Here is a 23712-nt window from a genome sequence, read left to right on the forward strand (position 1 = left end):
TATCAACCAGTATAGATATCGATGCGGGAGGTCGGCTGCGATGCCGACCTCTCTTTTTTTCACAATGTACGCAAAGTCGGCTTTTCAAGCAGATTTTGCGGGTGAATGCTGATGCAAATCATTGAATATAGTGTTCTTTGAAATTCGACAAACTTAATCAAGGTTTTTTGATAATTGCTCTGATTCTCTTGCACTTGCGCGAACCAGAAGGTAATTTGTAGGTGACACTAACAGTAAAAGGGGATTATGTCATGAGAGCAAGGATTTTGCTGTTGAGCCTTGCGGCACTGATGATGATCGGAGAGCGGGGAGTGCTCGCTGATTCAGCACAAGTATCTGAAGTCCGTGGCCAAAGATTGCGGACGGAACTGCAAAAGACGAACGATTCGGCAAAACAGAGAGCGATCAGAAAAGAGATTTCGCAGCGTGCGCAGACTCGGGAGCGGAGAGACTCGCGCGAACGGTTGGATCAGGGAGGAGAAACATGCTCTTTGCCGACGGACTTGACAGGAATGCCGATTCCGATTGTCGTGTCCGGAACCACCATCGACTTCGCGGACGACTACAATTGTGCAGGATTCGGTCCCGCGCCTCCGCCCTGCTGGACAGGCTACTACGATCAGCTGACTTCGTGTTCCGGGCCGGACGTGGTCTACAGGTTTACACCGCCGGCAGACGGGGATTACCGTTTTTCGTTGTGCAATTCGGATTACGACACGGGAATCCTGATCTTTAACGATAACTGTCCGCCGAATTTTCCGACGGACTTCGTCTGCGGAAACGACGACTATTGCAATGTTCAGACTGAGATCGTATCGCTTTCTCTGACCTCCTCGCAACCGATATTGGTTATTATCGACGGCTGGAATGGTGATGCGGGAAACTACGAGTTGGTGATTGATTTTGCGGAGCCGCCGCCGCCCAACGACGATTGTTTCGGTGCACAGTTCATCGAGGCGCCGTCTTTGGTGTCAGGATCGACGGCCAATGCAACGTATGACGATGCGCCGTTCGTCTGCGGAGGGTCGGTCATCGACGGTCCGGGAGTTTGGTATACGACTCTGGGAACTGGAAATACGATGACCGTGAATACGTGCTTGCTGGACGGCTATGACACTCAGATCGCCGTTTACCAAGGAGGTTGTACGGGTTTGACGTGTGTTGACGGCAATGATCAATTCTGCCTGAATCAGAGTCAAGTGACGTGGTGCAGTCAAGCGGGAGAGCAGTATTTCATTCTCGTGCACGGTTATCAGGGACAGGCCGGAGATTTTGTGTTGGAACTCACGGACGACGGCATCCCGTGCGGAGGAACGACGCCTGTACTATCCATCCTTGAAGTTTACGAGAACTTGCCGGACTTGGTAGGTCAACAGGTGACCATCCGGGGCTTTGGTTCCGGCCCGAATCAGGGGATTATCACGGAAACTGAAGGTGATTGGCTGCGCAACACGGAGCTTGAGCCGTATTCGGCGCTCAAAGTAGTCGGACTTGATCCTTGGAATATTTACATTCCTGAGTTGATGTGGGGGCAGTACATCGAAGTGCAAGGTATCATTGGCGCGATTCCGATCTCGCCGGACGTGCCGCCGGGATATGAGGCCACGATTGAAGTCAACGCGCCTGCGGTCGTGGTCCCGAGCACGCCGCATGTGCCGGTAACTCAGGGAAATTGGCGGCCAGCCAATTGGACTCCAGACACGACGAATTGTGATACGTGCAATTTCGGGATGTTCATCTCGGGCGGAATCGACAGTGCAAACAACCGGGACGACTACTGGGATGATTTGGTTGATTTCTACTGTTACAAAACCGGCGCCGGGTATTGTCCGCAGAATATCAACATCTACTATTTCAAAGGCGACACGCTGGACGGTAGAATACCTCCTGCGCGAGTGGACTCTTGCACACAGGCAAAGATTCAGGCCAGAATCAATGCGATTGCCAGCAAGGTCAAGGCTTGCAAAGATGCTGGCAAAACACCCAAGGTTGAGATTGTCGTGACGAATCACGGAAAACATCCTCCCAACGGTGGAATCAATATTCTGGGCCGCGACGGGGCCGGCAGTTCAAACGCGATATCGCCGCATGATTTCACATCCATGATCCAGACTTTGTGCGATTCTGGAGCTGCAAATATCGAGATTGAGTTAGGCGAGTGCTTCAGCGGACAGATGGTCAATCATCTTCGCGACAGTTTGGACACTAAAGGCGCAAATGTCACGGCAGCTTCGGCGGCGCCGGATTCACTTTCGAGTTGGAGCAAAGGCAAGAAGGGCGGCTGGAACCGTTGGCTGAATCCGTTGGTTTGCGCGAGATACTCGGGAGAAAGCCTTCCCGAAGCGATTCGTAGAGCGAATCAAAGCTACGACTCTTCTCTTGTGCAGCTTGATTCGTTGTTCCGGGCATGGGCAGCTTATCTCGATTCACTTGGTACACACGGAGACTCGGTGAAGGCCGCCAAGTACCGCCGGTGGGCCAGCGACGCCATCAACGGCAAGGGCGGAGAAACCGTTTGGTTCAGCAGAACGTTCAAAGAATCGTGCAACGGAGACACGATATCGGTTTCGCCGGGCGGCAGACTTGAATTCACGTATTCCGGTCCGAACTCGAGCTGCGGCAACAGCGAGATTATTTGCAAAAACACGGCCGGCCATTGGATCAATTACCGCCATTGGAATTGGAACGTACCGGGCTCCGCGGGTTACCACACTGGCAACAATGTCCGCACGTTGGATGCCGGTGCGGGACACACAGGACTCTACGTCATTCACAGTTTGAGTGATTCATTCAGGGTTTCTATCAAATCCATCAATCCACCGCTTCCTCCAAGTCTTTTGACCTCTGCTTCGAATCCTGAAGACTATGCGGGCTTCGGTGTGGGCTGGACATCGGGAAATTCGGATGAATTCGGGGCAATCAATACGGCCACACTGACACTCCCGGACGTGGACGACGACGGATTTGATCTGTCGACGGCTCCGAAACTGCTCGGCCCGGGCGGAGTGGGACAATTGTTCGCGGACTTTGACGTGTTGGCGGAGAACTATTGGTGGACGGACATGCGGGTTTATATGCGCGTGCTCGGAGGAACGGCCGGTGTGACGGTGACAGCGGACTGTCCCGATTGCGAATTCTCCAATGTTTCGTACGATCTCGCGGGCGGAGACGAGAAATTTTATTTGAACCTCGGTTCGATCAACGTGGTGGGTTCACATACGTTGTCGCTCACGGCGACCGGAACAACGGAATTGGATTGTTGGGGACTTGAATCGGCACACTCGACGGGAACACCGCTGCCTGTGACGGATCTTGTGATCATTCGTGACGGCGACAACATCAACCTTCACTGGAGCGCGGTGCCGCTTGCCGTCAGTTATTTGGTACAGAGAGCTGCATCCGAGAATGGGCCGTGGGCAACCATTGGATTGGCTTTCGGAACGACTTTCGTGCATACGGGACAAGCGGCGTCCTCAGACGAGCAGCTTTACTACCAAGTGATCGCGGTTAGTCCGTAGGACCCAAGAAACCAGAACTGGGGAGAGGGAACGGGGCGCGGCTCGCAAGAGTCCGCCCCGTTTCTGCTTGTTTTGGGTTTTCAAGCCTCGCACAGGGGCGCGAAATCGTTTGTAAGGCTATAAAAACAATGGGAATAAGAGGCAAAATCGGGGTTGACTCTGCGGGGGAATTTTCGTAGTATTTAGAGCTATAGGTGGCAAACAGTTATTTCGGACAGCGCACGCGCCGTCCGCATAGTATTAAGTCAGGAGATTGATCGTGGCGACAGCGACAGAGAAGAAGAAAGCCAGCCCGAACGGCGGCAAGGGCAAGACCAAAGTTTATCAGAATTTTATCGCCGGGAAGTGGTGCGACAGCTCGAACGGAGCAATTGTCGAAAACCGCAATCCGGCGATGTGGTCGGATTTGATTGGAACATTTCCGCACAGCACCAAGGAAGATGTGGACCGCGCGGTGAAGTCGGCGCAAAAGGGGTTTAAGAATTGGCGCTTGATTCCGCCTCCGCAGAAGGCGAAACTGTTCTTCCGTTTGGTGGAGATTTTGACCGAACGCAAAGAGCAGCTCGCGTTTGATATGACGCGCGAGATGGGCAAACCGATTTTTGAAACGCGCGGCGACGTGCAGGAAGCGATTGACACGGCGTGGTATGCCAGCGGCGAAGGCTATCGCATGTTCGGCAAGACCGTTCCGTCGGAACAGAACAACAAGTTCGCCATGACCGTGCGGATGCCGATCGGCGTGGCGGGATTGATCGCGCCGTGGAATTTCCCGATGGCGATTCCGTCGTGGAAAATTATTCCTGCGCTGATGTGCGGCAACACGGTCGTGTTCAAGCCCGCCGAATTGGTACCGCTGTCATCGCATAATTTCATTCAAGCGATTTTGGACGCGGGTTTCCCGCCGGAAATCATCAACCTCGTGCATGGGTCGGGCAAAGAAGTCGGCGCACATATGGTGACGCATCCCGATATTCCGCTGATTTCGTTTACCGGTTCATCGGCGGTGGGTCGCACGATTGGCCGCGACGCGAGCGGCATGCTGAAGCGCGTCTCGATGGAACTGGGCGGCAAGAACGCTCAGATCGTGATGAACGACGCCGATTTGGATCACGCGGTGGAGTGTGCGATCTGGGGCGGCTTCGGCACGACGGGTCAGCGCTGCACGGCGACGTCACGGGTGATTTGTGAAGAAGGCATTCACGATGCGTTCGTCGAGAAGTACAAGAAGGCCGCGAAGAAACTTAAGATCGGTTACGGCAACAACGCCGACGTGACGATGGGGCCTTGCGTGAGCGAGGGCCAACGCAAGACGGTGCTCGACTATGTCGAAGTCGGCAAGAAGGACGGCGCGGAACTCGTATTGGGCGGCAAGGCGCTGACCAAGGGTGATCATGCCGACGGATGGTTCATGGAGCCGACGATTTTCACGGGTGTGAAGCCGAACATGCGGATTGCGCAGGAAGAAATTTTCGGACCGGTGGTGTCGGTGCTGAAGGCCAAGAATTTCGACGACGCAATCAAGATCAGCAACGGAATCGACTACGGTCTGTCGAGCGCGGTGTTTACGAAGAACGTGGATCAGGCGTTCCGCGCGTTCCGCGACATCGAAGCCGGGATCACCTACGTCAACGCGGCAACAATCGGCGCCGAAGCGCACATGCCCTTCGGCGGCCTGAAAGCCACCGGCAACGGTCACCGCGAAGGCGGCTGGGAGGTCTACGAATTCTATTCAGAGACCAAGAGCTGCTACGTTGATTACTCGGGCAAGCTCCAAAGAGCGCAGATTGACGAATGAGTTCAGGTCACTGGCGGAGTATGCTGCTCCGCCAGTGATTCCGGATTCCGGCGGGGAACCGCTGCGCTAAATCCCCGCTCGGCGAATTTGAACAAATTGCAACCTATGCACTCCTTCCTCCAAAATCTCGTCAACTACAACACGTGGGCGAACAATGAAGTTGTTGAGTCGCTCAGGAGTTGTCCGGAAGTGCCGCGCGACGCGGTGATACGGCTGTCGCACATTCTGGAAAACAACTGGTATGTGCTGGACATTATTGACGAGCAGGATCTTTCTAAATGGGATGCGGACCGGGATTACACCATTGACGAGTGCATCGCCGAAATTCCGAAGATTGACGCGGCGTACAAAAAGCTGCTTGGCGAGTTAAAGGACGAACAGCTTGAGTACTCCGTGCGATTCACGGACGTCGCTGGACGGAATGTTGAGCGACGGATTTCGGAATTGATATTTCACACGTTCGATCATTGCAGTCACCATCGCGGGCAGATTGCGATGATTGTTCGCGAAGCGGGCGGCGAGCCTGCACAAACTTGGTATAACCGGTGGATTCGCGAGACGGGTCGCGGAAAGAACTCTTGAATTGGTTTGAGCCGATGGGTTGGATTTATCGTCCGCGTCATCTTTTGGGATGGGCAATTACACTTGCCGCCTGTGCGGCATGTGTTTGGGTCTTTCTCGCCGTAGATCGCAATTCGCACTCGGCGAGCGACACACTTATCGGAGTTTTTCCCTACGCCGCGCTGTTTATTATTATTTGGGGCTGGATTGCTTCAAAAACTTCACTTCGACAAGGGAGCTAAGCATGGATTTGATGGACCTGATGAAAGGCGCAGGCAGTATTCTCGGCGATCAAGGCAAGGACGTGAACGTCGGCGGTCTGGCCGGTTCGGTCTTAGGTATGATTCAGAATGATTCCGGTGGTGTCGGTGGACTCGTCGAGCAATTTGCCAAGAACGGCATGGGCGATATCGCAAAGTCTTGGGTCGGCTCGGGCAATAACCTGCCGGTGAACGGCGACCAGTTGATGCAGGTCTTCGGCGAACAAAAACTCGGCGCGATGGCTGAACAATCCGGCATGAACTTGCAGAAGTTCCTCCCGATTCTCGTCGCCGCGCTGCCGATGATTATCGACAAACTGACTCCCGACGGCGAAGTCAACGACAAGAGCAACAACATGCTTCAGCAAGGCATGGGTTTGCTGGGCTCGTTTCTGAAGTAATTGGTTTGGTGAAACACCGTGTTAAGATCCGTGATTTGCGGGTTGGTAATCTTGATGTTTGCGAATATCTCGCGAGCACAGGAAGTTTCAGTACCACTGGACAGCGCGGGAAAGCTCTTTGTCATCGACACCGACTTGGAGCGGCGGCTCGGACTGTTTGACGACTATCCGGGATTCATAGAAGCACGACTCTATCAAGCGAACGAAATCGAATTTTATCTTGAAGTCTTGCACGTCAAAGATTCGGTTACCGTTCGCTCAAGAGTTCCCGAAACTCCCGAACAAGTGGTCGAGATTCGCCGGCGAGTGACGGATGCCATAGCCTTGCGCGCTCCCGATGCCATGTACAATCACAAAGGGCGCGGCGGCTTGCTGGTCAACAGCGCAATTTTGTCGATGGGCTATTATAGCTGGGCGGTGCCCGTCGCCACGAACGCTGAAGGCGCGGGAGCGGTGGCATCGTTTTTCTTTCTCGGATCAGCGGGAATCATGATCCCGTATTTCATAACCGAGCACTCGAACGTCGCGGTTTCGACGGCGATGATGGACTTCTACGGCGGCTCGCGCGGCATCGCGCATGGTATCGCCCTGTACTACGCGATGGATCCACAAGAAGACAGTGAGCGCGCGCCGTATGGTTGGGGAGTCGCGGGAAGTCTTGCGGAACGATTCGCGTTCAGTCAGTGGGCGCGCAAGACAGGAATGTCGGATGGCAAAGCCGCCGTAATTGGAGCCGTCGGGGATTTTGGATTGGTGTTGAGTGTTGTGCTTGGCACCGGCCACGATCTTTGGGACGGAGAACACCAGCAAGACGCTGGACTCATGGCGCTTGGGGGTTCCGCTGTTGGTTTGTTTGCCGGAAGTCAGTTGGCCGACCACGGCGATTATTCTCGCGGCGACGCATATGTGCTTCGCGCAATCGGTATTTTGGGCGCGGCCGTGCCTGCGACAATTGCCGATGCTACACACTCGGACGGACAACTGGCCTCGAATCTTGCAACAGCAGGATCAGTAGTAGGCTTAGGCGTCGGTCATGCGATATTAAAGAACCGCGACTTCACGCGCTCGCAGGGCCTGGCGATTCTCGTTCTTGAAATCGCGGGAGCGACGCTGGCAACGGCGGTGGTCATTGAAACTGAAGCGGATGACTCAACGCCGTATTCGGTTGCGGCGACCCTCGGCGGAGCAGCAGGATTTGCGCTCTCGTATTCGATGGCAAGCAAATCCGCGCGCGTTTTAAGAAAAGCAGACAATTTGGACATAAAGCTGAATCATTGGCCTCTGTTTGCGTCGTTTCCGGAAAAGTCACGCTCTGATTACGAACACAAAGCCAAATTGGCACTTTCTCTAATCTACGAGTTTTAGAGTATGAACGAACATTCTTCGCACCTCAGGCAGATACAGAAAGCCTTCGAAGGCGAAGCGTGGCACGGGCCGTCGCTGATGGAGGCATTGGACGGCGTGGACGCGCACATGGCAAAACGCCGCTGGGTGGATGGCGTGCACACGATATGGGAAATCGCATTGCACACGGTGGCTTGGAAGCGCGCTGTAACCAAGTGGATCGAGGGTGACGACACAATTCGAGTGGAAGACGACGAGAATTTCCCGATGCCTGAGCAAGGCGACGACGCGGAGTGGGAACACGTTTTGAACGAACTGAAAGTTGCGCAGGCAGAGTTTCTGGCCGTCGTCTCGCGACTATCCAACGACAAACTCTATGAAAACCCGCCCGGTCGAACGACGATTTACTCGGACTACCTGTTCGGAGTGGTTCATCACGATCTTTATCATGCCGGACAGATTTCACTGTTGAAGAAGGCTGCGCAAGCGGAAATGCAGGGCAGTAAGGTAAAATAGGTCATGAGCGAAGTCACAAGACTTGTGGGACTGATGGGGCTTGCGTTTGACGGCGACGAGGACGGCGACGGCAGGTTTGGTCCCGCGCTTATGCCGCAACTTGTGAACGTTGACGCGAAGTTCGCCCTCAACAGACCGTTGCCGGACGCACATTGCATCTGGGAATTAGTGCTTCATCTCGCAGCGTGGAAAAGATATGTTGCGAAGAGGCTGCAAGACGAACCGGCGGACATTACACCGGAGATGAACTGGGAATCGATTCCACAAACGGACGAGCAAGCATGGAAAGGCGCACTGCAAAGCCTGCGCGAGACTCATGTGAAAGTGGTTGAGGTCGCCTCAAGACTTAAAGACGAGCAGCTTGCGACGCCTTGCGCGGGCGGCACAATCCCACGATATCAGGTTCTTCAAGATATTGTTCAACACGACGTCTATCATGGCGGACAGATCGCGATTTTGAAAAAAGCGAAGCTCTAAAATCATGCCGAACGAAGAGTATCTTACGACTGCGGAGGCTGCGGCGCTCTTGAAAGTGAGTAAGAGCACCGTGCGGATGTTAGCCCGCGAGGGCCAGTTGCCAGCGGTCCGCGTCGGTGTTCAATGGCGAATTCCGCATGAAGCCCCTGAGCTTTGGCTTTACCGGCAGAAACAAGCGGCGGTGCGCGGAAAATCATCTTTGAAGACTGAGCGGCGCGCGAAAAGATCGGGATTCGACGATCTGCTCAAGATTTCGGGACCGATTAGGCTGGAGGCGAAGTGAACTCACCGGGCGTTTCTACCCCCCTTGCCTCCCCCGGAGGACCGGAGGGGAATCGGAAAGTACCATGCTGAAGTGTATTGATACCAGCTTGCTGCTGATCGCGACGGACACGACTCATCCGCTGTCGGAGCGCGCGGCGAAATACTTAAAATCGTGCGCGGCTGAACCGTGGGTGTCCTGCGTGTGTTACGCGAGTTTGGTAAGATGGAGCGAGCGGGTGACTTCGGCGGAATTTTGCGAAGCTCCATTGAAGTCTTCTGCGGTGCAGAATTCGATTGAAGCCATGCTGAAGCGGCGCGAGCCTCTGATTCTATACGGTGACGAGTTGATTTTGCGGCGGGCGCTGAAACTTTGCGGCAAGCACGCCGTACTGAAGGACAAACTCCACGAAGCGCACGTTGCCGCCACGGCCTTGGCACACGGAGTGAAAACCATTGTGACGGCCGACTCTGCTCCGTATCTTGCGGTGCGCGAGTTGACGGTTGAAAATCCGTTTGAAACTCTGTTTGCCTGATCGCGCGTGACGAGTTGGTTTCAAGCGGCGGGCTACGACTTTCAGGAGTTTACGGCGAACGGGCTGCGAACGTTTGCCGTCGTGGAAGGACAGTCGGGCGGTTTTCCGCTGGTGCTGCTCCATTCGATTCCCGCGGCGTCATTTGTTTGGTCGACGACCATTCAAGCGATCGGCAGATCGAGCAGAATTATCGCACCCGACTTACCGGGTTGGGGCAGGTCGCATAACCGGATTGCGCCGGTGGACTTCAGGCTGACTCGTGAATCCCTGAGTGCTTGGCTTACGGACGTAATATCCGCGCAACAATGCGAGCGGTGCGATATTGCGGGATTGGGCGATGGCGCGTGGCTTGCGATGGAGTTCGTGCGCGAACATGCAAATAAGGTGCGCAGGTTGGGGCTGTTGAACTTGCCGATAGCGCCTAAGATTCTGCCAGCGCGCCGCTGGCCGTGGCAGAAACAGGATTGGACAGGTCGGCGTTTGACTAAGTGGTTGGCGGATACGGCGGGACTTACCGACGCATTGGAATCACAGTTTGACGAACTTTTTGCGGGCGGTTGGCATGTCGAGCGCTCTCCAGAATTTCCAAGCTCGGAGTATCTCCGTGAAATCAAGGCATATCGCGATAGATTGCGGAATTTCGAAGGAGAGATATTGTTAGGCTGGGGGGCGAATTCGGCCGGTTTTGACAAAGAGCGAGCCGAGTGGTTCGCACAAGGGCGGCACATTGAGGTTTGGGAAAATGCCGGAGAGTTTCCGATGTGGGAACAGCCGGAACAGTTTGCAAGTGAAATGAGAGAGTTCTTCGGACAATGATATTTTTGAGGCTTGATTTCTTCGCGCTGACACGGCGCAATTCCGGCTCCACGGATCCTCCGCGGTGAATGGTCTCGTTTGTCCTTAAGTAGCAGAAACCATTTAACCAAAAGGAGGTTTGCCATGTCGCATATCAACCCCAAAAACGTTCACGAAACGCTTTCGAAATACATGCTGGCCGACGGATTCGATCTGGTTTTCGATCTGGAAGAATCCAAAGGCACGTTTTTCCATGACTCTCGCCACGATCGCAAGTTCATGGACTTTTTCACGTTCTTCGCTTCGAGTCCGGTCGGATTCAATCATCCGCGCCTGACGTCGCCGGAGATGATCGAGAAACTGGGTAAGCTCGCCGTCAACAACATTACGAACTCGGATCTGTACACGGTTGAGTTTGCCGAATTCGTGGACACGTTTTTCAAGATCGCGGTACCGCCGCAGTTCAAGCACTCGTTCTATGTTTCGGGCGGCGCGCTCGGCGTGGAAAACGCGATCAAAGCTGCGATGGACTGGAAGGTGCGCAAGAATTTCAAGAAGGGCTACCGCCGCGAGATCGGCAACCAGGTGATGCACTTCGAACAGTGTTTCCACGGCCGCACGGGCTATACGCTGTCAATGACAAACACGGCCGATCCGAACAAGTACAAGTACTTTGCGAGATTCGATTGGCCGCGCGTGCTGAATCCGAAGCTGCGCTTCCCGCTGACGGAAGGTCATCTCGAAGAAGTCGAGAAGCTCGAGAAGCTCTCAATTGCCCAGATCAAGCAGCATTTCCATGAGCGCAAAGACGAGATTTGCGCGATTGTGCTCGAACCGATTCAAGGCGAAGGCGGTGACAACCACTTCCGCACGGAGTACATGCAGGCGCTGCGCACGCTGGCGAACGAAAACGACGCAATGTTGATTTTCGACGAAGTGCAGACGGGCGTCGGCTTGACCGGCAAGATGTGGGCTTGGCAGCATCACAACGTCGAACCGGATATGTTCTGCTTCGGCAAGAAGGCGCAGGTGTGCGGCTTTGTCGCGGGTCCGCGCATCGACGAGATCGACGACAACGTGTTCAACGTTTCGTCGCGCATCAACTCGACTTGGGGCGGCAACTTGATCGACATGTACCGCTTCAAGACATATCTTGAGATTATCAATGACGAGAACCTCGTCGACCATGCCGCGAAGACCGGCGAGAAGGCTCTGTTCATGCTGCAGAAGGTCGCCGACGAATATCCGCAGATGGTTTCCAATGTGCGCGGACGCGGCCTGATGTGCGCGTTCGATTTCCCGAACCCGTCGATTCGCAACCGGGTCGTAGATGCGCTGTATGAAAGCGGCGTGTGCATGCTGCCGTCGGGAACGCATTCGATCCGTTTCCGTCCGCCGCTGAATATTTCCGAATCGGAAGTTGCGGAAGGCGTCGACGTGATTCGCAAGTGTACGGGCGAAGTTCTCGAACAGGTTCAAATTCAACCTGCCTGAAGAGAAGATTGGCAAAGTTGAGTAGTCGTTTAGACAAAACAGGCCGGGGGCTCTCGTGCGAGGGCCCCGGCCTTGTCATTTTGGGATGAGCGGCGAAGCACTCTTTCCCGAGGGATCTTTAGCGGTCGTGGCCACACCGATCGGCAACTTGGGAGATTTTTCGTTTCGCGCGGTTGAAGTCCTAAAGGCGGCGGACGTGCTGCTCTGCGAAGACACGCGGCACTCGAAGCGACTTCTGGATCACTATGCGATTCAGGTTGCGACGACGAGTTACGGCGCGCATAACTTGAAATCGAAACTGCCGTGGGTGCTGGAGCAGCTTGCACAGGGCAAGAAAGTTGCTCTGATCAGCGACGCGGGGACGCCGGGGATTAGTGATCCGGGGACGATGCTGGTAGGTTCGGCGATTGAGGCGGGGTATGAAGTTTTTACGGTGCCGGGAGCATCAGCGATGATTTCTGCGCTGGTGGTTTCGGGTTTGCGCACGGACAGTTTTGTGTTTGAGGGGTTTCTTCCTCACAAAAAGGGCCGGCAAACCAAACTCAAACAGCTTGCCGTCGAACCGCGCACGATTGTTTTGTACGAGAGTGTCCACCGGATTCAGAAGACGCTTTCGGAACTGCGCGAGTATTTGGGGGATCGCAGAGTAGCTGTTTGCCGCGAACTGACGAAGCTGCATGAAGAGATTGTACGCGGGAATTTTAGTGACGCGATTGCTCACTTCGAGAAGAATACGCCGAAGGGCGAGTTTGTAGTGGTGGTGGCGGGGACGGAGTCGTGGGAAAGGATGAAGGATGAAGGATGAAGGATTATGTCCGCGACTAATCAGGTTTTTCGATTTACCATTTTCAATTTTCTATTTAGCTTTTGCATCCTGACCTTTTTAAGATAGGACCGTTTGCGCTGCACAGCTATGGGCTGATGATGGCGCTGGCATTCGGATTCGGAATATGGATCGCGGCGAAGCGCGCGCCCGGGCGCGGCGTGCCAGGACAAGCGATCATGGATATTTCCGTGGCGGCGCTTCTGTTTGGTTTGGCGGGCGGACGCATCGCCTATGTGTTTACACATTGGAGAGAGTTCGAAGGCCATTGGATCGACACGATTTCGCCTATTCAAAGCGACGGCACGATTGGAATTGCCGGATTGGTGCTGCTCGGCGGAGTTGTGTTGGGATTTGGCGGCGCGTACTGGATGGCGCGGCGAAAAGGTGCGCAGTTCTTGACCGTAACCGACATCATGGTTCCGTCGCTGGCACTGGGTATTGCGTTCGGCCGGATCGGATGTTTTTTGAACGGATGCTGTTTTGGCAACGAGTGTGATTTACCGTGGGGCGTAGTTTTTCCCGAATCAAGTCTTGCGGGATCGGTCTATCCGCACGTGCATATTCATCCGACTCAGCTCTATGAATCCATCGCGATGGTCATGTTGTTCCTGTTCTTGTTGTGGCGCGACCGTACGCCGCTGGGCAAAGGAGTATTGACGGGCACGTTCTTGATACTTTACGGTATCTGGAGATACTACGTCGAGGGCCTGCGTTGGTACGAAGACGGGATGATCTTTGGACATATTGGCGATCACCGAATAACATTCTCGCGGATCATTTCCGCGGCCATGGTGGTGATCGGAGTTTATTTGATTTCGCGAAAATCCGAACCCGATTCACCCCAACCCTCAGAACCCGATGTTTATTAGTTTTGAAGGGATCGACGGATCGGGGAAATCAACTCAGATTGCGCGCACGGTCGCGTGGTTGAAAGAGCTTGATTTTGACGTGCTGGTGACACGGGAACCGGGGGGAACCACAGCGGGCGAAGCGGTACGGGAGTTGCTGCTTGATCCGAAGAGCCATTTGACGGGCAAAGCCGAGTATTTGCTTTATTCTGCTTCACGGGCACAATTGGTTGAAGAAATCCTGTTGCCGCACCTGAGAAAACACCGCGGCGTGGCCTTGGTCGACCGTTATGCGGATTCTTCGACGGTATATCAAGGCTCCGGCCGGGAGTTGGGACTCGATGAAATCGAAGCGGTCAACATGTTCGTGACCGGGAACTTAGCTCCCGATTTGACGATTTACTTAGATGTGGATTATGAAACTTCAATTGCCCGGCGCGCTGCCAATGGCGGGACGCCGGATAGATTGGAACAGAATCCACGCGAATTTTTTGAAGCGGTCCGGCACGGATATTTGGAATTGTGCCGACGCCATTCCGAGCGCATAAGAAAGATCGACGCGCGCGGGAACGAAGACGATGTATTTGCGCAGGTGAAGGCAGCGATTGCCGCTCGCCTGCCGGGTTAAACCACGGGAATAGGGTGTGCTATGACGCACAGACGATTGTACCTCTTGCTGATTTCGATATTGCTTCCGCTGACGGTGTTTGCCGGAGCGCGCAACATGTCGGCGGACGAGCTCTACGCGAAGATTCATCACAACATGGGGCTGTTCGGCGATATTTACCGCGAGATCAGCTTGCGCTACGTGGATCAGATCGATCCGGATGAGTTCGTGCAAGCGGGAATCGACGGCATGCTCGAGACTCTCGATCCGTACACGGTATATATTCCCGAGGAAGACACCGATGACATCGATGTGATCACGTACGGCAAGTACGGCGGCGTAGGCATCGAGATCGGTGTTCGTGGTGAAGATAAGGTGTTGACGGTGATCAGCGCAATGGATGATTCTCCCGCTCAGCGCGTGGGCATGCGCAGCGGCGACCGTGTGATCGAAGTAGACGGTCAGTCGATGATCGGCAAGTCGACTCGCGACGCGTCGCGGCTTTTGCGCGGCGAACCGGACACGCATGTCATGATCAAAGTCGAACGGCCGGGCGCGATCGAGCCCATTGAATTCGATTTAAGCCGCCAAGTCATCAATGTAAAGGACGTTGCCTACAGCGGGTTCGTGGAGCCCGGAATTGGCTATATCAAACTGGCGCATTTTTCGACGCGCGCACAAAGCGAGCTCGACGAAGCGCTGCTTGACTTGCAAAGCAAGGGAATGCACTCTTTGATTTTGGATCTGCGCGGAAATCCGGGCGGGTTGATGAGCGCGGCAGTCGGCGTGCTGCAGAAGTTTATGGACAAAGGTGAAGTCGTGGTTTCCACGAAAGGACGCGCGCCGGATGCGAACCGCACGTTCAAACTCGCGAGCGATCCGATAGCCAAAGACGTGCCGCTGGCGGTGTTAATAGACGGAGGGTCGGCGTCTGCATCGGAAATTGTCGCCGGTGCGATTCAGGACCTCGACAGGGGAGTTTTGATCGGCGAACCGACTTTTGGCAAAGGGCTTGTGCAGTCGGTGATTTCATTTGAGACGGGCGAAGCTCTGAAATTGACGACCGCGAAGTATTTCACGCCGTCGGGCCGGTTGATTCAGAAGGTCGATTATTTTGGCGACGACACGACTTTTGTGATTTCACCGATTGAAGAATCGACGGACACGGCATTCACGACGCGCAACGGACGCAAAGTCGAAGGCGGAGGCGGAATAGAGCCTGACATAATGGTCGAAACTCCTCAGCCGGGACAGTTGGGCGTGGAACTCTGGCGCAAAGGGACGTTTTTCGATTTTGTGACGCAGTTCATCGCAGAAAACCCCGGCGTTACCGACGCGAAAGTCAGCGAGCAGATGATCGATCAGTTCCGCGATTGGCTCGTAGAGAATGACTTCAATTATTCCGTGGACGGCGAGAAGGAACTTGAAACGCTGCGTGAGATTCTCACCACCTTCAATTTGGAGAACGACGCGGAAGCGGACTTTGCGCACCTTGAGCACTATTTGGAGCTTGTGCGAGACCGGGATTTCGACGAAGAGCGGCCGTTCATCAAGAACAGTTTGCAGACCGAGCTTGGAAATTCATTGTACGGCAGCACGGGCCGAATCGAAGCGAGTTTTGACAGCGATCCGCAGATTTTGCAAGCGGTCGAGGTCTTGAACAACAACAGCGAATACGGAAAACTGCTTGCTGTGACAACGGACAGTTCGCAAACGAAAGGCGAATAGCAACCTACAGTTGCCGCACTTTCAGCCAGCACATTAGACTCGGAGACACGTCATCATGATCGTGGCCTACTTAATCCTCGGACTTGCCGCGGGAGTTCTCAGCGGGCTTGTGGGAATCGGCGGAGGAATTTTAATTGTGCCCGCGTTGGTTTTCATTTTTGGCCTGACGCAGCAACAGGCGCAGGGCACGACGCTGGCACTGATGGTTCCTCCAATCGGTATTTTGGCGGCGTGGACATACTATAAACAGGGATTCGTCGATCTTAAGATCGCGGGATTAATATGCGCGGGATTCGTGTTGGGCGGCCTGCTCGGCGCGAGATTCGCAGTCGGCATGACCAGCGCGACGCTGCAGAAAGTCTTTGCGGTTTTTCTCATCATCGTCGGCGTCAAGATGCTGTTTGGCAAGTAGTCCGTTCCGTTTCGCAAGTCTCTCCTTTTAGCTTCTATTCACATCTTCGCTTTTCCTCATGCAAACTCTCGACTTGAAACTTTTGGGTCGCGGCAAGGTCCGTGACATTTACGAATACGATGATCGTCATTTGGTGTTCGTGACTTCTAATCGCGTGTCCGCCTTCGACGTGGTCCTCCCTACTCCGATTCCGAACAAAGGATCGACCTTGAATTTGCTGACGCGTTTTTGGATGGGCAAGTTCGCGCCGTTGTGCGGGAACCACATCGCCGCCGGAGATTACGCTGGTTTTATAAAGGAGTTCGCGGCGAGTTTGCCCGCGACGGATGCCGGTCAAGTGGAAGTCGTAAAACGCGCGGAGATGCTGCAGGTTGAGTGTGTGGTGCGCGGATTCATCACAGGGTCAGGTTGGAAGGACTACAGAAAGACGGGCGCAGTGTGCGGGCACAAACTTCCCGACGGATTAGAACACTGCGCACAATTTCCGGAGCCGTTGTTTACACCCGCGACGAAGGCGGCATCGGGCCACGACGAAAATATCGACTTCAATCAGATGTGCAGCATCGTGGGCAAAGAGATGGGAACAAAGCTCCGCGATTTGTCGCTGGAAATTTACTCGAAGGGACGGGACTACGCTCGCGAACGGGGGATTTTGATAGCGGACACAAAATTCGAATTCGGGATGATTGACGGCGAGCTGTGTTTGTGCGACGAAGTGCTGACGCCGGACAGTTCGCGCTTTTGGCCTGCCGACGAATACGAACCCGGACGCGATCAACGCAGCTTCGACAAGCAGATTGTTCGCAACTATCTTGAGACGCTCGGTTGGGACAAGTCACCTCCGGGACCGGAACTTCCGCAGGAAATCGTGCAAAAGACCGCGGCAGCCTACAAAGAAATCACGGACAAGCTGATGGCATAGCGCTGAGCGAAAATTTAGACAAAAAAACCCGCGGATATCGCGGGTTTTTTGTTTTGGAACTTATAGCAAACTACGGCTTGACACACTTCACGGCAAGCAACTCGATCTCGTCATTGCGGGGCGGGAAGTCCGGAAAACGCGCAAGCAGATCCTCTTCGTTGACGCGCGTGACTGAAGTAAACCCGGCTTTCTCGAGTGCCCATTTCAGCAATTCAAAATCGAACAGGTTTTTGTGCTCACCGCGCTGGTGAAACATTCTATTGAGAACAAACCGTTCCGGCGCACCCTCCGGCAGGGATAACGGATCACGCCACATGACGTATTCGTGGAGTTTTTTGCCTCCCGTCTCGACGTAGTCCCGGCACAACTTCTCCATGTCCGGCGTCGACACCCAAAACTCTCCGCCCGGTTTCAACACGCGGAAAATTTCCGACAAGACGGGAAAGACCTCGTCTTCCACGTCGAGATGTTCGACGACGTGCTGGCTTACAACGGACTCGAACGACTCGGACGTAAACGGGAAGGGTCGAATTGCCAAGTCGATGTTGACGTCCGCACCGGACAAATCGACATTCACCCAACCGGGCAATTTTCTGGTCCCGCAGCCGAGATGCAGGCGCGAATGAGCAGGAACGCGTTGCTTCCGCGGACCAAAGAGTTTTGGCCGCAGTTTGAACAGCTCAAACTGAAGAATGCGCCGTGTCCTGAACGAAAACAAGTAGCGGGCAATAGCCCGAAGAGGTCGAATCATCTGCGCACCGGAGACTTGCTAATATCGCAAGATACGGAATCGCAAGTCGATACTCAAGCGGCGGCTGCGCGGCAGTGCTGGTTGATAACACGCAGGAGCCGTTCACCGAAGGCTCGCGACTTGCGTTCGCCGATACCGGGGATTTGCACGAATTGAGCGAGCGAACGAGGTTTGTGACGCGCCAGATCGCGCAGGACAGAGTCGTGCAGCACGACATACGCGGGCACGTTTTGCTCGATTGCAATGTTCATGCGTTCGGACCGCAAGAGCGCGAACAGCTCTTTGTCCACGTCGTTCCAGTCGACTTCCGCGCGTGCAGAGGAGCCCATCATCGGCAGCTTGGGTCCGGCTTTGGGATCAACGGATAAGTTAGGCGTCACGCTGCCGCGAATAACCTCGTGTCCTGCTTCCGTGACCGACAACGTGTTGAACTCGGGATCGGGATGCAGGAAATGCTGCTCGACCAATTGCCGCACAAAACTATTGATAACCGGAATTGTGTAGGATGACAATAGACCGTAGGTCGAGAGTTTGTCGTGACTATACAGCAATACGGTTTTGTCGGATGACCCCTTTAGGACAAGCGAGACGTGAGACTGCCCGAAGCGTTCTTTTAGCCGCAGCACACAACAGAGAATCATTTGCGACATTTGGAGAGCGTCCGCGATCTTGGGAGCCGCGGACAGAACGGCGACCTTGCTTTCGCAGACGTCGCATGCCCCGCATTTCGCTTGCTCGTAATCTTGATCGAAGTAGCGAACCAGCAGCCTGTGCCGGCAGGACTTGGCATGTGCGTAGTCGAGCATTTGCTCAAGTTTGTCCGACGCGATCTTGCGCTCGCTTTCGGGGAGTTCGGTCAGGAATCTCTTTTGCTGAACGAGATCACCGACGGAATAAAGCAGCACGCAATCGGCGACCAGTCCGTCGCGGCCGGCGCGTCCGGATTCCTGCTGATAGTTTTCGAGCGATTTCGGCAATGCGGAGTGAATCACGAAGCGGACATTCGACTTATCTATTCCCATGCCGAAGGCGACTGTGGCAACGATAATGTCGCATTCGTCACGCAGAAACGCCTCCTGGGTCACGCGGCGCTGTTCGTTTTCCATTCCCGCATGGTAAGCACGTGCTTTGAAGCCCGCTCGCACGAGTTTTTCGGCAAGTTTTTCCGTGGCCGACCGCGAGATGCAATAGATGATACCGGACTCGCCTTTGTGCGCATTTAGGACAGACAAGACCTGAGTGAGCAGGTCGCCGCGCTGCACGGCGGTGTACACAAGATTAGGTCTATCGAAACTGCCAATAAGGACTTCGGGCTTATGGAGTTTCAGTTGAGTCGAAATGTCTTCTCGGACACGCCGCGTGGCAGTAGCGGTTAGAGCAATCGTCGGGACGTCCGGAAAGCGCTGCTTTAAGACAGAAAGTTGACGGTACTCGGGCCGGAAGTCGTGTCCCCATTGGCTGATGCAATGCGCTTCATCCACGGCGAAGAGCGAAATCTCCAGCGATTCGAGGAATTTCAACGTGCCGTCGGCGGCGATACGCTCGGGCGACATATAGAGAATTTTGATTTGTCCGTAGCGGACTTGCCGCATGGCTGTGCGATTCTCTTCAGAAGTGGCCATGCTTGACAGGCATACGGCGGGGATACCCTGAGCTTTGCAGGCGTCCACCTGGTCTTTCATCAAGGCAAGGAGCGGTGAGATGACCACGGCGGTGCCGGGCAAAGCGAGCGCCGGAAGCTGGTAGCAAAGTGACTTGCCGCCGCCTGTGGGAAGAACAAGTACGACATCTTTGCGGCCTGTCAGGGAAGTGATGGCCTCGTGCTGATACGGTCTAAATTGCTCAAAGCCCCAGTACTTCTTGAGAAGTGTTTCATGAAGTCCCACAGGTTGCCTCAGAGTTCGATGAACAGATGTGCATTTGAACAAATGTAATATCTTCGAGTATCAGAGTCAATCACATTTTCGAATTTTTAATATTTTGATATTTAATAGTTTGTGGCAATAGTCTTGTAAGCCCGCGAGTCTTTAGGCTTTCGGGTACACCTCTTTGTTTGTGATCCAAAGGGATCGTGCTGCAGTATCTACAGATTATTTTCGCATTCCTAATAAGAGGCAACGAGAGCGTGTGTGGAAACCGTGGATAAGAAAATGACTTATTGCAGTTTCAATCGTTGAATTGAATCGATAGAAATCTTGACCAAATGCGTTTTGGAGGCTATCTTATTATCCTATAACTTTGTGAAAGGCTCAAGTATGGCTGCTTTGACTCGGTTTGACTGCCTTTCTTATTGCTCCAAAATTGGAGCGATTGGATCTATTTTCATTATTGTTTTGATGCTTGGTGTCTTGCCATCCCTTGCATTTGGTGCAGACGGCCAGCAATCCGAGCAGCTTTCACCTTTGCATGAGGACTATGTTCCTCCCTCCCCCGCCGAGGACGTGCGCATAGAAATAATCGGCGATGCGCGGACGTTCGCCGTCAACAATCCCTTCAGTCGTGATTTCTTACGCAGATCGGGGTTGATGGCAAAAGGAAGCACGTGCGGTCAAGGCAACAACTGCGCACTGCGCCCGAGTGAAGATGTCGTGTTGTCCGTGTTTATTCCGACCAGTAGAAACTGGTCGTTTTCGCTCTGCGGCTCGTCGTTTGACACGTACATGGCAATCGGCACGACTCCTTGTTCCGCCAATTTGGGATTCAACGATGATTTTTGCGGCCGGCAGTCCCAGTCAGAGTGTATCTATCTGGACGTCGGCGTAGTCTATGTGACCATTGAGTCGGGATCCGGCGGATGCGGCACATACAAATTGATAGTCGATACGTGTTCGGCGGGCCGCTGCTGCTACATGGATTCAAATAACGAGCCGGCATGCACAAACTCGGGATATACCGAGTGTGCCGCAGTAAGCGGCGAATGGGATGCGTCGACGAGGTGCGAAACGGATCCTTGTCCCTTGGGCCGTTGCTGCTACGAGATCGACGGAGTGCCGAATTGCATGGACGGGCTGTTGGAAAAAGAGTGTTTGTTCAACCTTCAAGGCACATGGACGGAAGGCGTCACGTGCAGCCAGGAGATATGTCCTGAGATGGTGGACACCCTTACTTGCGGTCCGCTGGACTTGGTGCTGGCCATTGATGTTTCGGGTTCAATGATAGAGGAACTTTCTACTGTTCAATCGGAAGCCCAAGAAATTTTGACTCGTGCTGTTGAAGTGTCCCGCGAAGATCTGCGAGTAGGTCTGGTAACTTTTCGCGAATTCGTCAGCGTACCTTCATCCCTGACGAACGATATCGGATCTGTGTCTTCCGCCATTGGCCAGCTTTTCGCTTATTGGGGCGGCGATCCCGGAGAAGCGTCTGACGAAGCCCTGCGCGAGATTATCACGATGGACGGTTCTTGCACACATGGTCCGGGATTCGACACGCCTTTCAGAGCGGGCGCGGACAAAGTGATCATCATCATGACGGACGAGATCAATAGCGGGTGCTCGGGAATATTCAGGCCGCAGTATGCTCATCAACGCGCATTGGACGCTCAAGCCGCGGATATCAGGATTTCCTCTATCTATATTCGAGGAGAATTGAACGAACGGAATATATCCGATGTATTGCGAGACTACGCCGAGACGACGGGCGGCCTCTATGTGGTATCGCGCGCAGGAGAAAACATCTCTGAAAATATCGAGTACATTTTGGATCGCTGCGGTCGGTCGACGCTTGCTTTGGCCGGTGATTCGATACCCAATGTGCCGTGCGTAAACTCCACCGACTTTCCAAACCAAGTAGAGTTGAAGATCAGAGTAAGGAATGTAACAAACGAACCGATCGGTGGAGGCACGGTTCATTTGTTTTCTGACGCAGGTCCCGGAGGAACAGGTCTTGTAATCTCTCCAAATCCCGTGTCACTGGGGTACGTACTTCCTCACGACACCGTCGAAGTAGGATTCACGGTAGTCCTCGCGGCCAATCCTTCCGGGGGATGCATCAATTTTCGCGCTGTACTGACTCAAGACACTATTGAACTCGGAACGGATTCGATATGCATAAACGTTCCAAATGGGGGACTTGAATTTGGGAATCACTGGTTTCCCGCGGTACACTGCGACGGATACGGGGTTGCACCCACCAGTTTCACGGCCACGTTTGATGTGGTCAACAACTCGCTTTGCGAAGTGGATGACGCCCAAGTATCATTGGAAATTTTGAGCGGAAGCGGCGGTCAAGGCACGGTAGTTTCAGCAAATCCCGTGCAGTTGGGACACGTTCCTTACGGCCGGACCGTTACCGTACCATTTGACGTACAGATTCAACCGTTGCCTCCGGGAGGGTGTATCTACTTTCGAGCCATGCTGCACTTCGGTGATGAACCATACCAAGTGCAAGAGTCGTGTTTGAATATCCCTTCCTATGAGCTTACGCTGCTGGCAATTTCTGACTATGCCGTCAGCTGTGTAGATGGCGAAATAGTGCCTTTGTCTATGAATTTGGTTGTCGCGGCACGGAACTCATCCTCATGTCCTGCACACGGAGTACAGATATGGATGGGACCCGGCAATGGGTCCGCAGGTACCGGAACGGTCGTGACGCAGAATCCGGTTGTGATCGGCACCATGAATCTCCTCTCCACACGAGGTGCGAACTTTGGTGTTGAAATCAATCCGAATTCCACAGGCGGAATCATTTCTTTCCCCGTGAAATTGATTGTGGGTACAGACACGGTTGCCACGAGCAATGCAAACATCATTGTTCCACCTTGCGGCTGCGAGTCGACAACTGCCGTTGTGATGTCATCCAAGAGCGAGAGCTTGGGATGCACTTGTGTGCAAATGTGTGATACCGCACCAATTCCCATCACAATCTGCGGGGACGGCTACGAAACGCCAAGCCCGCCAGTTATCAGTTTTCAAGACTGTTTCGGTGACTGCGTGCAGGGCGAAGCTGCGGTTCCGGAATCACTGTGGATACACGAGAATGATTGCTGGACAAACTTCATCCATGTGGTCGTGACCGGATGCACCCAAGTATGCGCAGAGTTCCCCAGACATCTCGCCGCGGCGGATTTCAAGTTGATACGAGACTTCGACCGGATTTATGTTCGCTGGAACATGGTCTCAGAGAAGAACTTGAAACTGCTCGAAGTAGAACGCAACGGCCAAATGGTTGCTGTTGTCGACGCGACGAACGAAGTCGGTTCCGAGTACGAGTGGACGGACAGCAACGTTCGTCCGGGAGCATCGTATGAGTACCGGTTATTTGCCACGGACCTTGAAGGGATGCGCGGCGAACTTGGGTTTGCAGTTGCGTCTCCGCTAGACGAACCCTCTATCGTCAGTGGTTTCGCTTTGCTTCCAAACTATCCCAATCCGTTCAACGGCTCGACAACCATAGAATTCGATTTACCGGAAGCCTCTGACGTGCAGCTTGTGGTGTACGACATTTCCGGGCGTAAGGTGACAGAACTTGCGCATGGCTCATTTGCCTCGGGCCGTCATGCTGTAGTGTTTGGCGGAGAGGAATTGGCCTCCGGGCTCTACCTCTGCCATATGACAGCAGGGAAGTTCTCGACACGACAAAAGATGCTTTTGCTAAAGTAGTCCGCCCATGCCAACAAGAACAAAGCCCTCGGAATTTCCGAGGGCTTTTGCTGTAAGGCGAGT

General features: G+C 54.0%; 21 protein-coding genes. 19 read left to right on the forward strand and 2 right to left on the reverse strand.

What is annotated here, in order from left to right:
* Positions 1–251 precede the first annotated feature (251 nt).
* From H6507_11810 to H6507_11895, 18 genes are all read left to right on the forward strand, one after another.
* A complete protein-coding gene (locus tag H6507_11810; GenBank protein MCB9369786.1) occupies positions 252–3518 on the forward strand; it encodes a hypothetical protein in 3267 nt (1088 codons plus the stop codon).
* 259 nt (positions 3519–3777) lie between these two features.
* On the forward strand, positions 3778–5313 hold the full coding sequence (locus tag H6507_11815; protein ID MCB9369787.1) for an aldehyde dehydrogenase family protein: 1536 nt from the start codon (positions 3778–3780) through the stop codon (positions 5311–5313).
* Positions 5314–5418: 105 nt separating this feature from the next.
* Positions 5419–5895, forward strand: coding sequence for a hypothetical protein (locus tag H6507_11820; GenBank protein MCB9369788.1), 477 nt, complete (start codon positions 5419–5421; stop codon positions 5893–5895).
* Positions 5859–6116 carry a hypothetical protein gene (locus H6507_11825; protein ID MCB9369789.1) on the forward strand — a complete coding sequence of 86 codons (258 nt, stop codon included), beginning with the start codon at positions 5859–5861 and terminating at the stop codon, positions 6114–6116. Before H6507_11820 ends, H6507_11825 begins: the two co-directional genes overlap by 37 nt.
* Positions 6117–6118: 2 nt before the next feature.
* A complete protein-coding gene (locus H6507_11830; protein MCB9369790.1) occupies positions 6119–6535 on the forward strand; it encodes a DUF937 domain-containing protein in 417 nt (138 codons plus the stop codon).
* An 18-nt stretch (positions 6536–6553) separates the two neighbouring features.
* Positions 6554–7900, forward strand: a complete 1347-nt coding sequence (locus tag H6507_11835; protein MCB9369791.1) for a hypothetical protein — start codon at positions 6554–6556, stop codon at positions 7898–7900.
* Positions 7901–7903: 3 nt separating this feature from the next.
* On the forward strand, positions 7904–8395 hold the full coding sequence (locus tag H6507_11840) for a DinB family protein (GenBank protein MCB9369792.1): 492 nt from the start codon (positions 7904–7906) through the stop codon (positions 8393–8395).
* Positions 8396–8398: 3 nt separating this feature from the next.
* Positions 8399–8872, forward strand: a complete 474-nt coding sequence (locus tag H6507_11845; protein MCB9369793.1) for a DinB family protein — start codon at positions 8399–8401, stop codon at positions 8870–8872.
* Positions 8873–8876: 4 nt separating this feature from the next.
* Positions 8877–9155: a helix-turn-helix domain-containing protein gene (locus H6507_11850; GenBank protein ID MCB9369794.1), complete on the forward strand. Its 279-nt coding sequence runs from the start codon at positions 8877–8879 to the stop codon at positions 9153–9155.
* Between the two features lie 64 nt (positions 9156–9219).
* A complete protein-coding gene (locus tag H6507_11855; GenBank protein MCB9369795.1) occupies positions 9220–9669 on the forward strand; it encodes a PIN domain-containing protein in 450 nt (149 codons plus the stop codon).
* Positions 9670–9675: 6 nt separating this feature from the next.
* The gene (locus H6507_11860) at positions 9676–10485 is read left to right on the forward strand and encodes an alpha/beta hydrolase (protein MCB9369796.1); all 810 of its coding nucleotides are present in this window, start codon (positions 9676–9678) and stop codon (positions 10483–10485) included.
* Between the two features lie 123 nt (positions 10486–10608).
* On the forward strand, positions 10609–11958 hold the full coding sequence (locus tag H6507_11865) for an L-lysine 6-transaminase (GenBank protein MCB9369797.1): 1350 nt from the start codon (positions 10609–10611) through the stop codon (positions 11956–11958).
* Positions 11959–12043: 85 nt separating this feature from the next.
* A complete protein-coding gene (rsmI, locus tag H6507_11870; GenBank protein ID MCB9369798.1) occupies positions 12044–12763 on the forward strand; it encodes a 16S rRNA (cytidine(1402)-2'-O)-methyltransferase in 720 nt (239 codons plus the stop codon).
* Positions 12764–12825: 62 nt separating this feature from the next.
* Positions 12826–13653, forward strand: a complete 828-nt coding sequence (gene lgt, locus H6507_11875) for a prolipoprotein diacylglyceryl transferase (protein ID MCB9369799.1) — start codon at positions 12826–12828, stop codon at positions 13651–13653.
* The gene (gene tmk / locus H6507_11880) at positions 13643–14260 is read left to right on the forward strand and encodes a dTMP kinase (GenBank protein ID MCB9369800.1); all 618 of its coding nucleotides are present in this window, start codon (positions 13643–13645) and stop codon (positions 14258–14260) included. Before lgt ends, tmk begins: the two co-directional genes overlap by 11 nt.
* Positions 14261–14281: 21 nt before the next feature.
* Positions 14282–15967, forward strand: a complete 1686-nt coding sequence (locus H6507_11885) for a S41 family peptidase (GenBank protein ID MCB9369801.1) — start codon at positions 14282–14284, stop codon at positions 15965–15967.
* Between the two features lie 55 nt (positions 15968–16022).
* On the forward strand, positions 16023–16379 hold the full coding sequence (locus H6507_11890) for a sulfite exporter TauE/SafE family protein (protein ID MCB9369802.1): 357 nt from the start codon (positions 16023–16025) through the stop codon (positions 16377–16379).
* 58 nt (positions 16380–16437) lie between these two features.
* Positions 16438–17301: a phosphoribosylaminoimidazolesuccinocarboxamide synthase gene (locus H6507_11895; protein ID MCB9369803.1), complete on the forward strand. Its 864-nt coding sequence runs from the start codon at positions 16438–16440 to the stop codon at positions 17299–17301.
* A 70-nt stretch (positions 17302–17371) separates the two neighbouring features.
* Here H6507_11895 and H6507_11900 read toward each other — a convergent pair whose 3' ends face one another.
* Together H6507_11900 and recQ are read right to left on the reverse strand one after the other, a co-directional pair.
* Entirely contained in the window at positions 17372–18052 is a 681-nt protein-coding gene (locus H6507_11900; GenBank protein ID MCB9369804.1) for a methyltransferase domain-containing protein, read from the reverse strand.
* A 53-nt stretch (positions 18053–18105) separates the two neighbouring features.
* Positions 18106–19950: a DNA helicase RecQ gene (gene recQ, locus H6507_11905; protein MCB9369805.1), complete on the reverse strand. Its 1845-nt coding sequence runs from the start codon at positions 19948–19950 to the stop codon at positions 18106–18108.
* Positions 19951–20400: 450 nt separating this feature from the next.
* Here recQ and H6507_11910 point away from each other — a divergent pair, with 450 nt between their 5' ends.
* Positions 20401–23649 carry a VWA domain-containing protein gene (locus H6507_11910; protein MCB9369806.1) on the forward strand — a complete coding sequence of 1083 codons (3249 nt, stop codon included), beginning with the start codon at positions 20401–20403 and terminating at the stop codon, positions 23647–23649.
* The last annotated feature ends 63 nt before the right edge of the window (positions 23650–23712 follow it).

The organism is Calditrichota bacterium (genome assembly GCA_020637445.1).
Taxonomy (GTDB): Bacteria; Electryoneota; RPQS01; order RPQS01; family RPQS01; genus JABWCQ01.

Coding starts and splice junctions, on each gene's coding strand:
- H6507_11810 (MCB9369786.1), top strand. CDS start 252: ATGAGAGCAAGGATTTTGCTGTTGAGCCTTGCGGCACTGATGATGATC.
- H6507_11820 (MCB9369788.1), top strand. CDS start 5,419: ATGCACTCCTTCCTCCAAAATCTCGTCAACTACAACACGTGGGCGAAC.
- H6507_11830 (MCB9369790.1), top strand. CDS start 6,119: ATGGATTTGATGGACCTGATGAAAGGCGCAGGCAGTATTCTCGGCGAT.
- H6507_11840 (MCB9369792.1), top strand. CDS start 7,904: ATGAACGAACATTCTTCGCACCTCAGGCAGATACAGAAAGCCTTCGAA.
- H6507_11845 (MCB9369793.1), top strand. CDS start 8,399: ATGAGCGAAGTCACAAGACTTGTGGGACTGATGGGGCTTGCGTTTGAC.
- H6507_11850 (MCB9369794.1), top strand. CDS start 8,877: ATGCCGAACGAAGAGTATCTTACGACTGCGGAGGCTGCGGCGCTCTTG.
- H6507_11855 (MCB9369795.1), top strand. CDS start 9,220: ATGCTGAAGTGTATTGATACCAGCTTGCTGCTGATCGCGACGGACACG.
- H6507_11865 (MCB9369797.1), top strand. CDS start 10,609: ATGTCGCATATCAACCCCAAAAACGTTCACGAAACGCTTTCGAAATAC.
- rsmI (MCB9369798.1), top strand. CDS start 12,044: ATGAGCGGCGAAGCACTCTTTCCCGAGGGATCTTTAGCGGTCGTGGCC.
- tmk (MCB9369800.1), top strand. CDS start 13,643: ATGTTTATTAGTTTTGAAGGGATCGACGGATCGGGGAAATCAACTCAG.
- H6507_11885 (MCB9369801.1), top strand. CDS start 14,282: ATGACGCACAGACGATTGTACCTCTTGCTGATTTCGATATTGCTTCCG.
- H6507_11890 (MCB9369802.1), top strand. CDS start 16,023: ATGATCGTGGCCTACTTAATCCTCGGACTTGCCGCGGGAGTTCTCAGC.
- H6507_11895 (MCB9369803.1), top strand. CDS start 16,438: ATGCAAACTCTCGACTTGAAACTTTTGGGTCGCGGCAAGGTCCGTGAC.
- H6507_11900 (MCB9369804.1), bottom strand. CDS start 18,052: ATGATTCGACCTCTTCGGGCTATTGCCCGCTACTTGTTTTCGTTCAGG.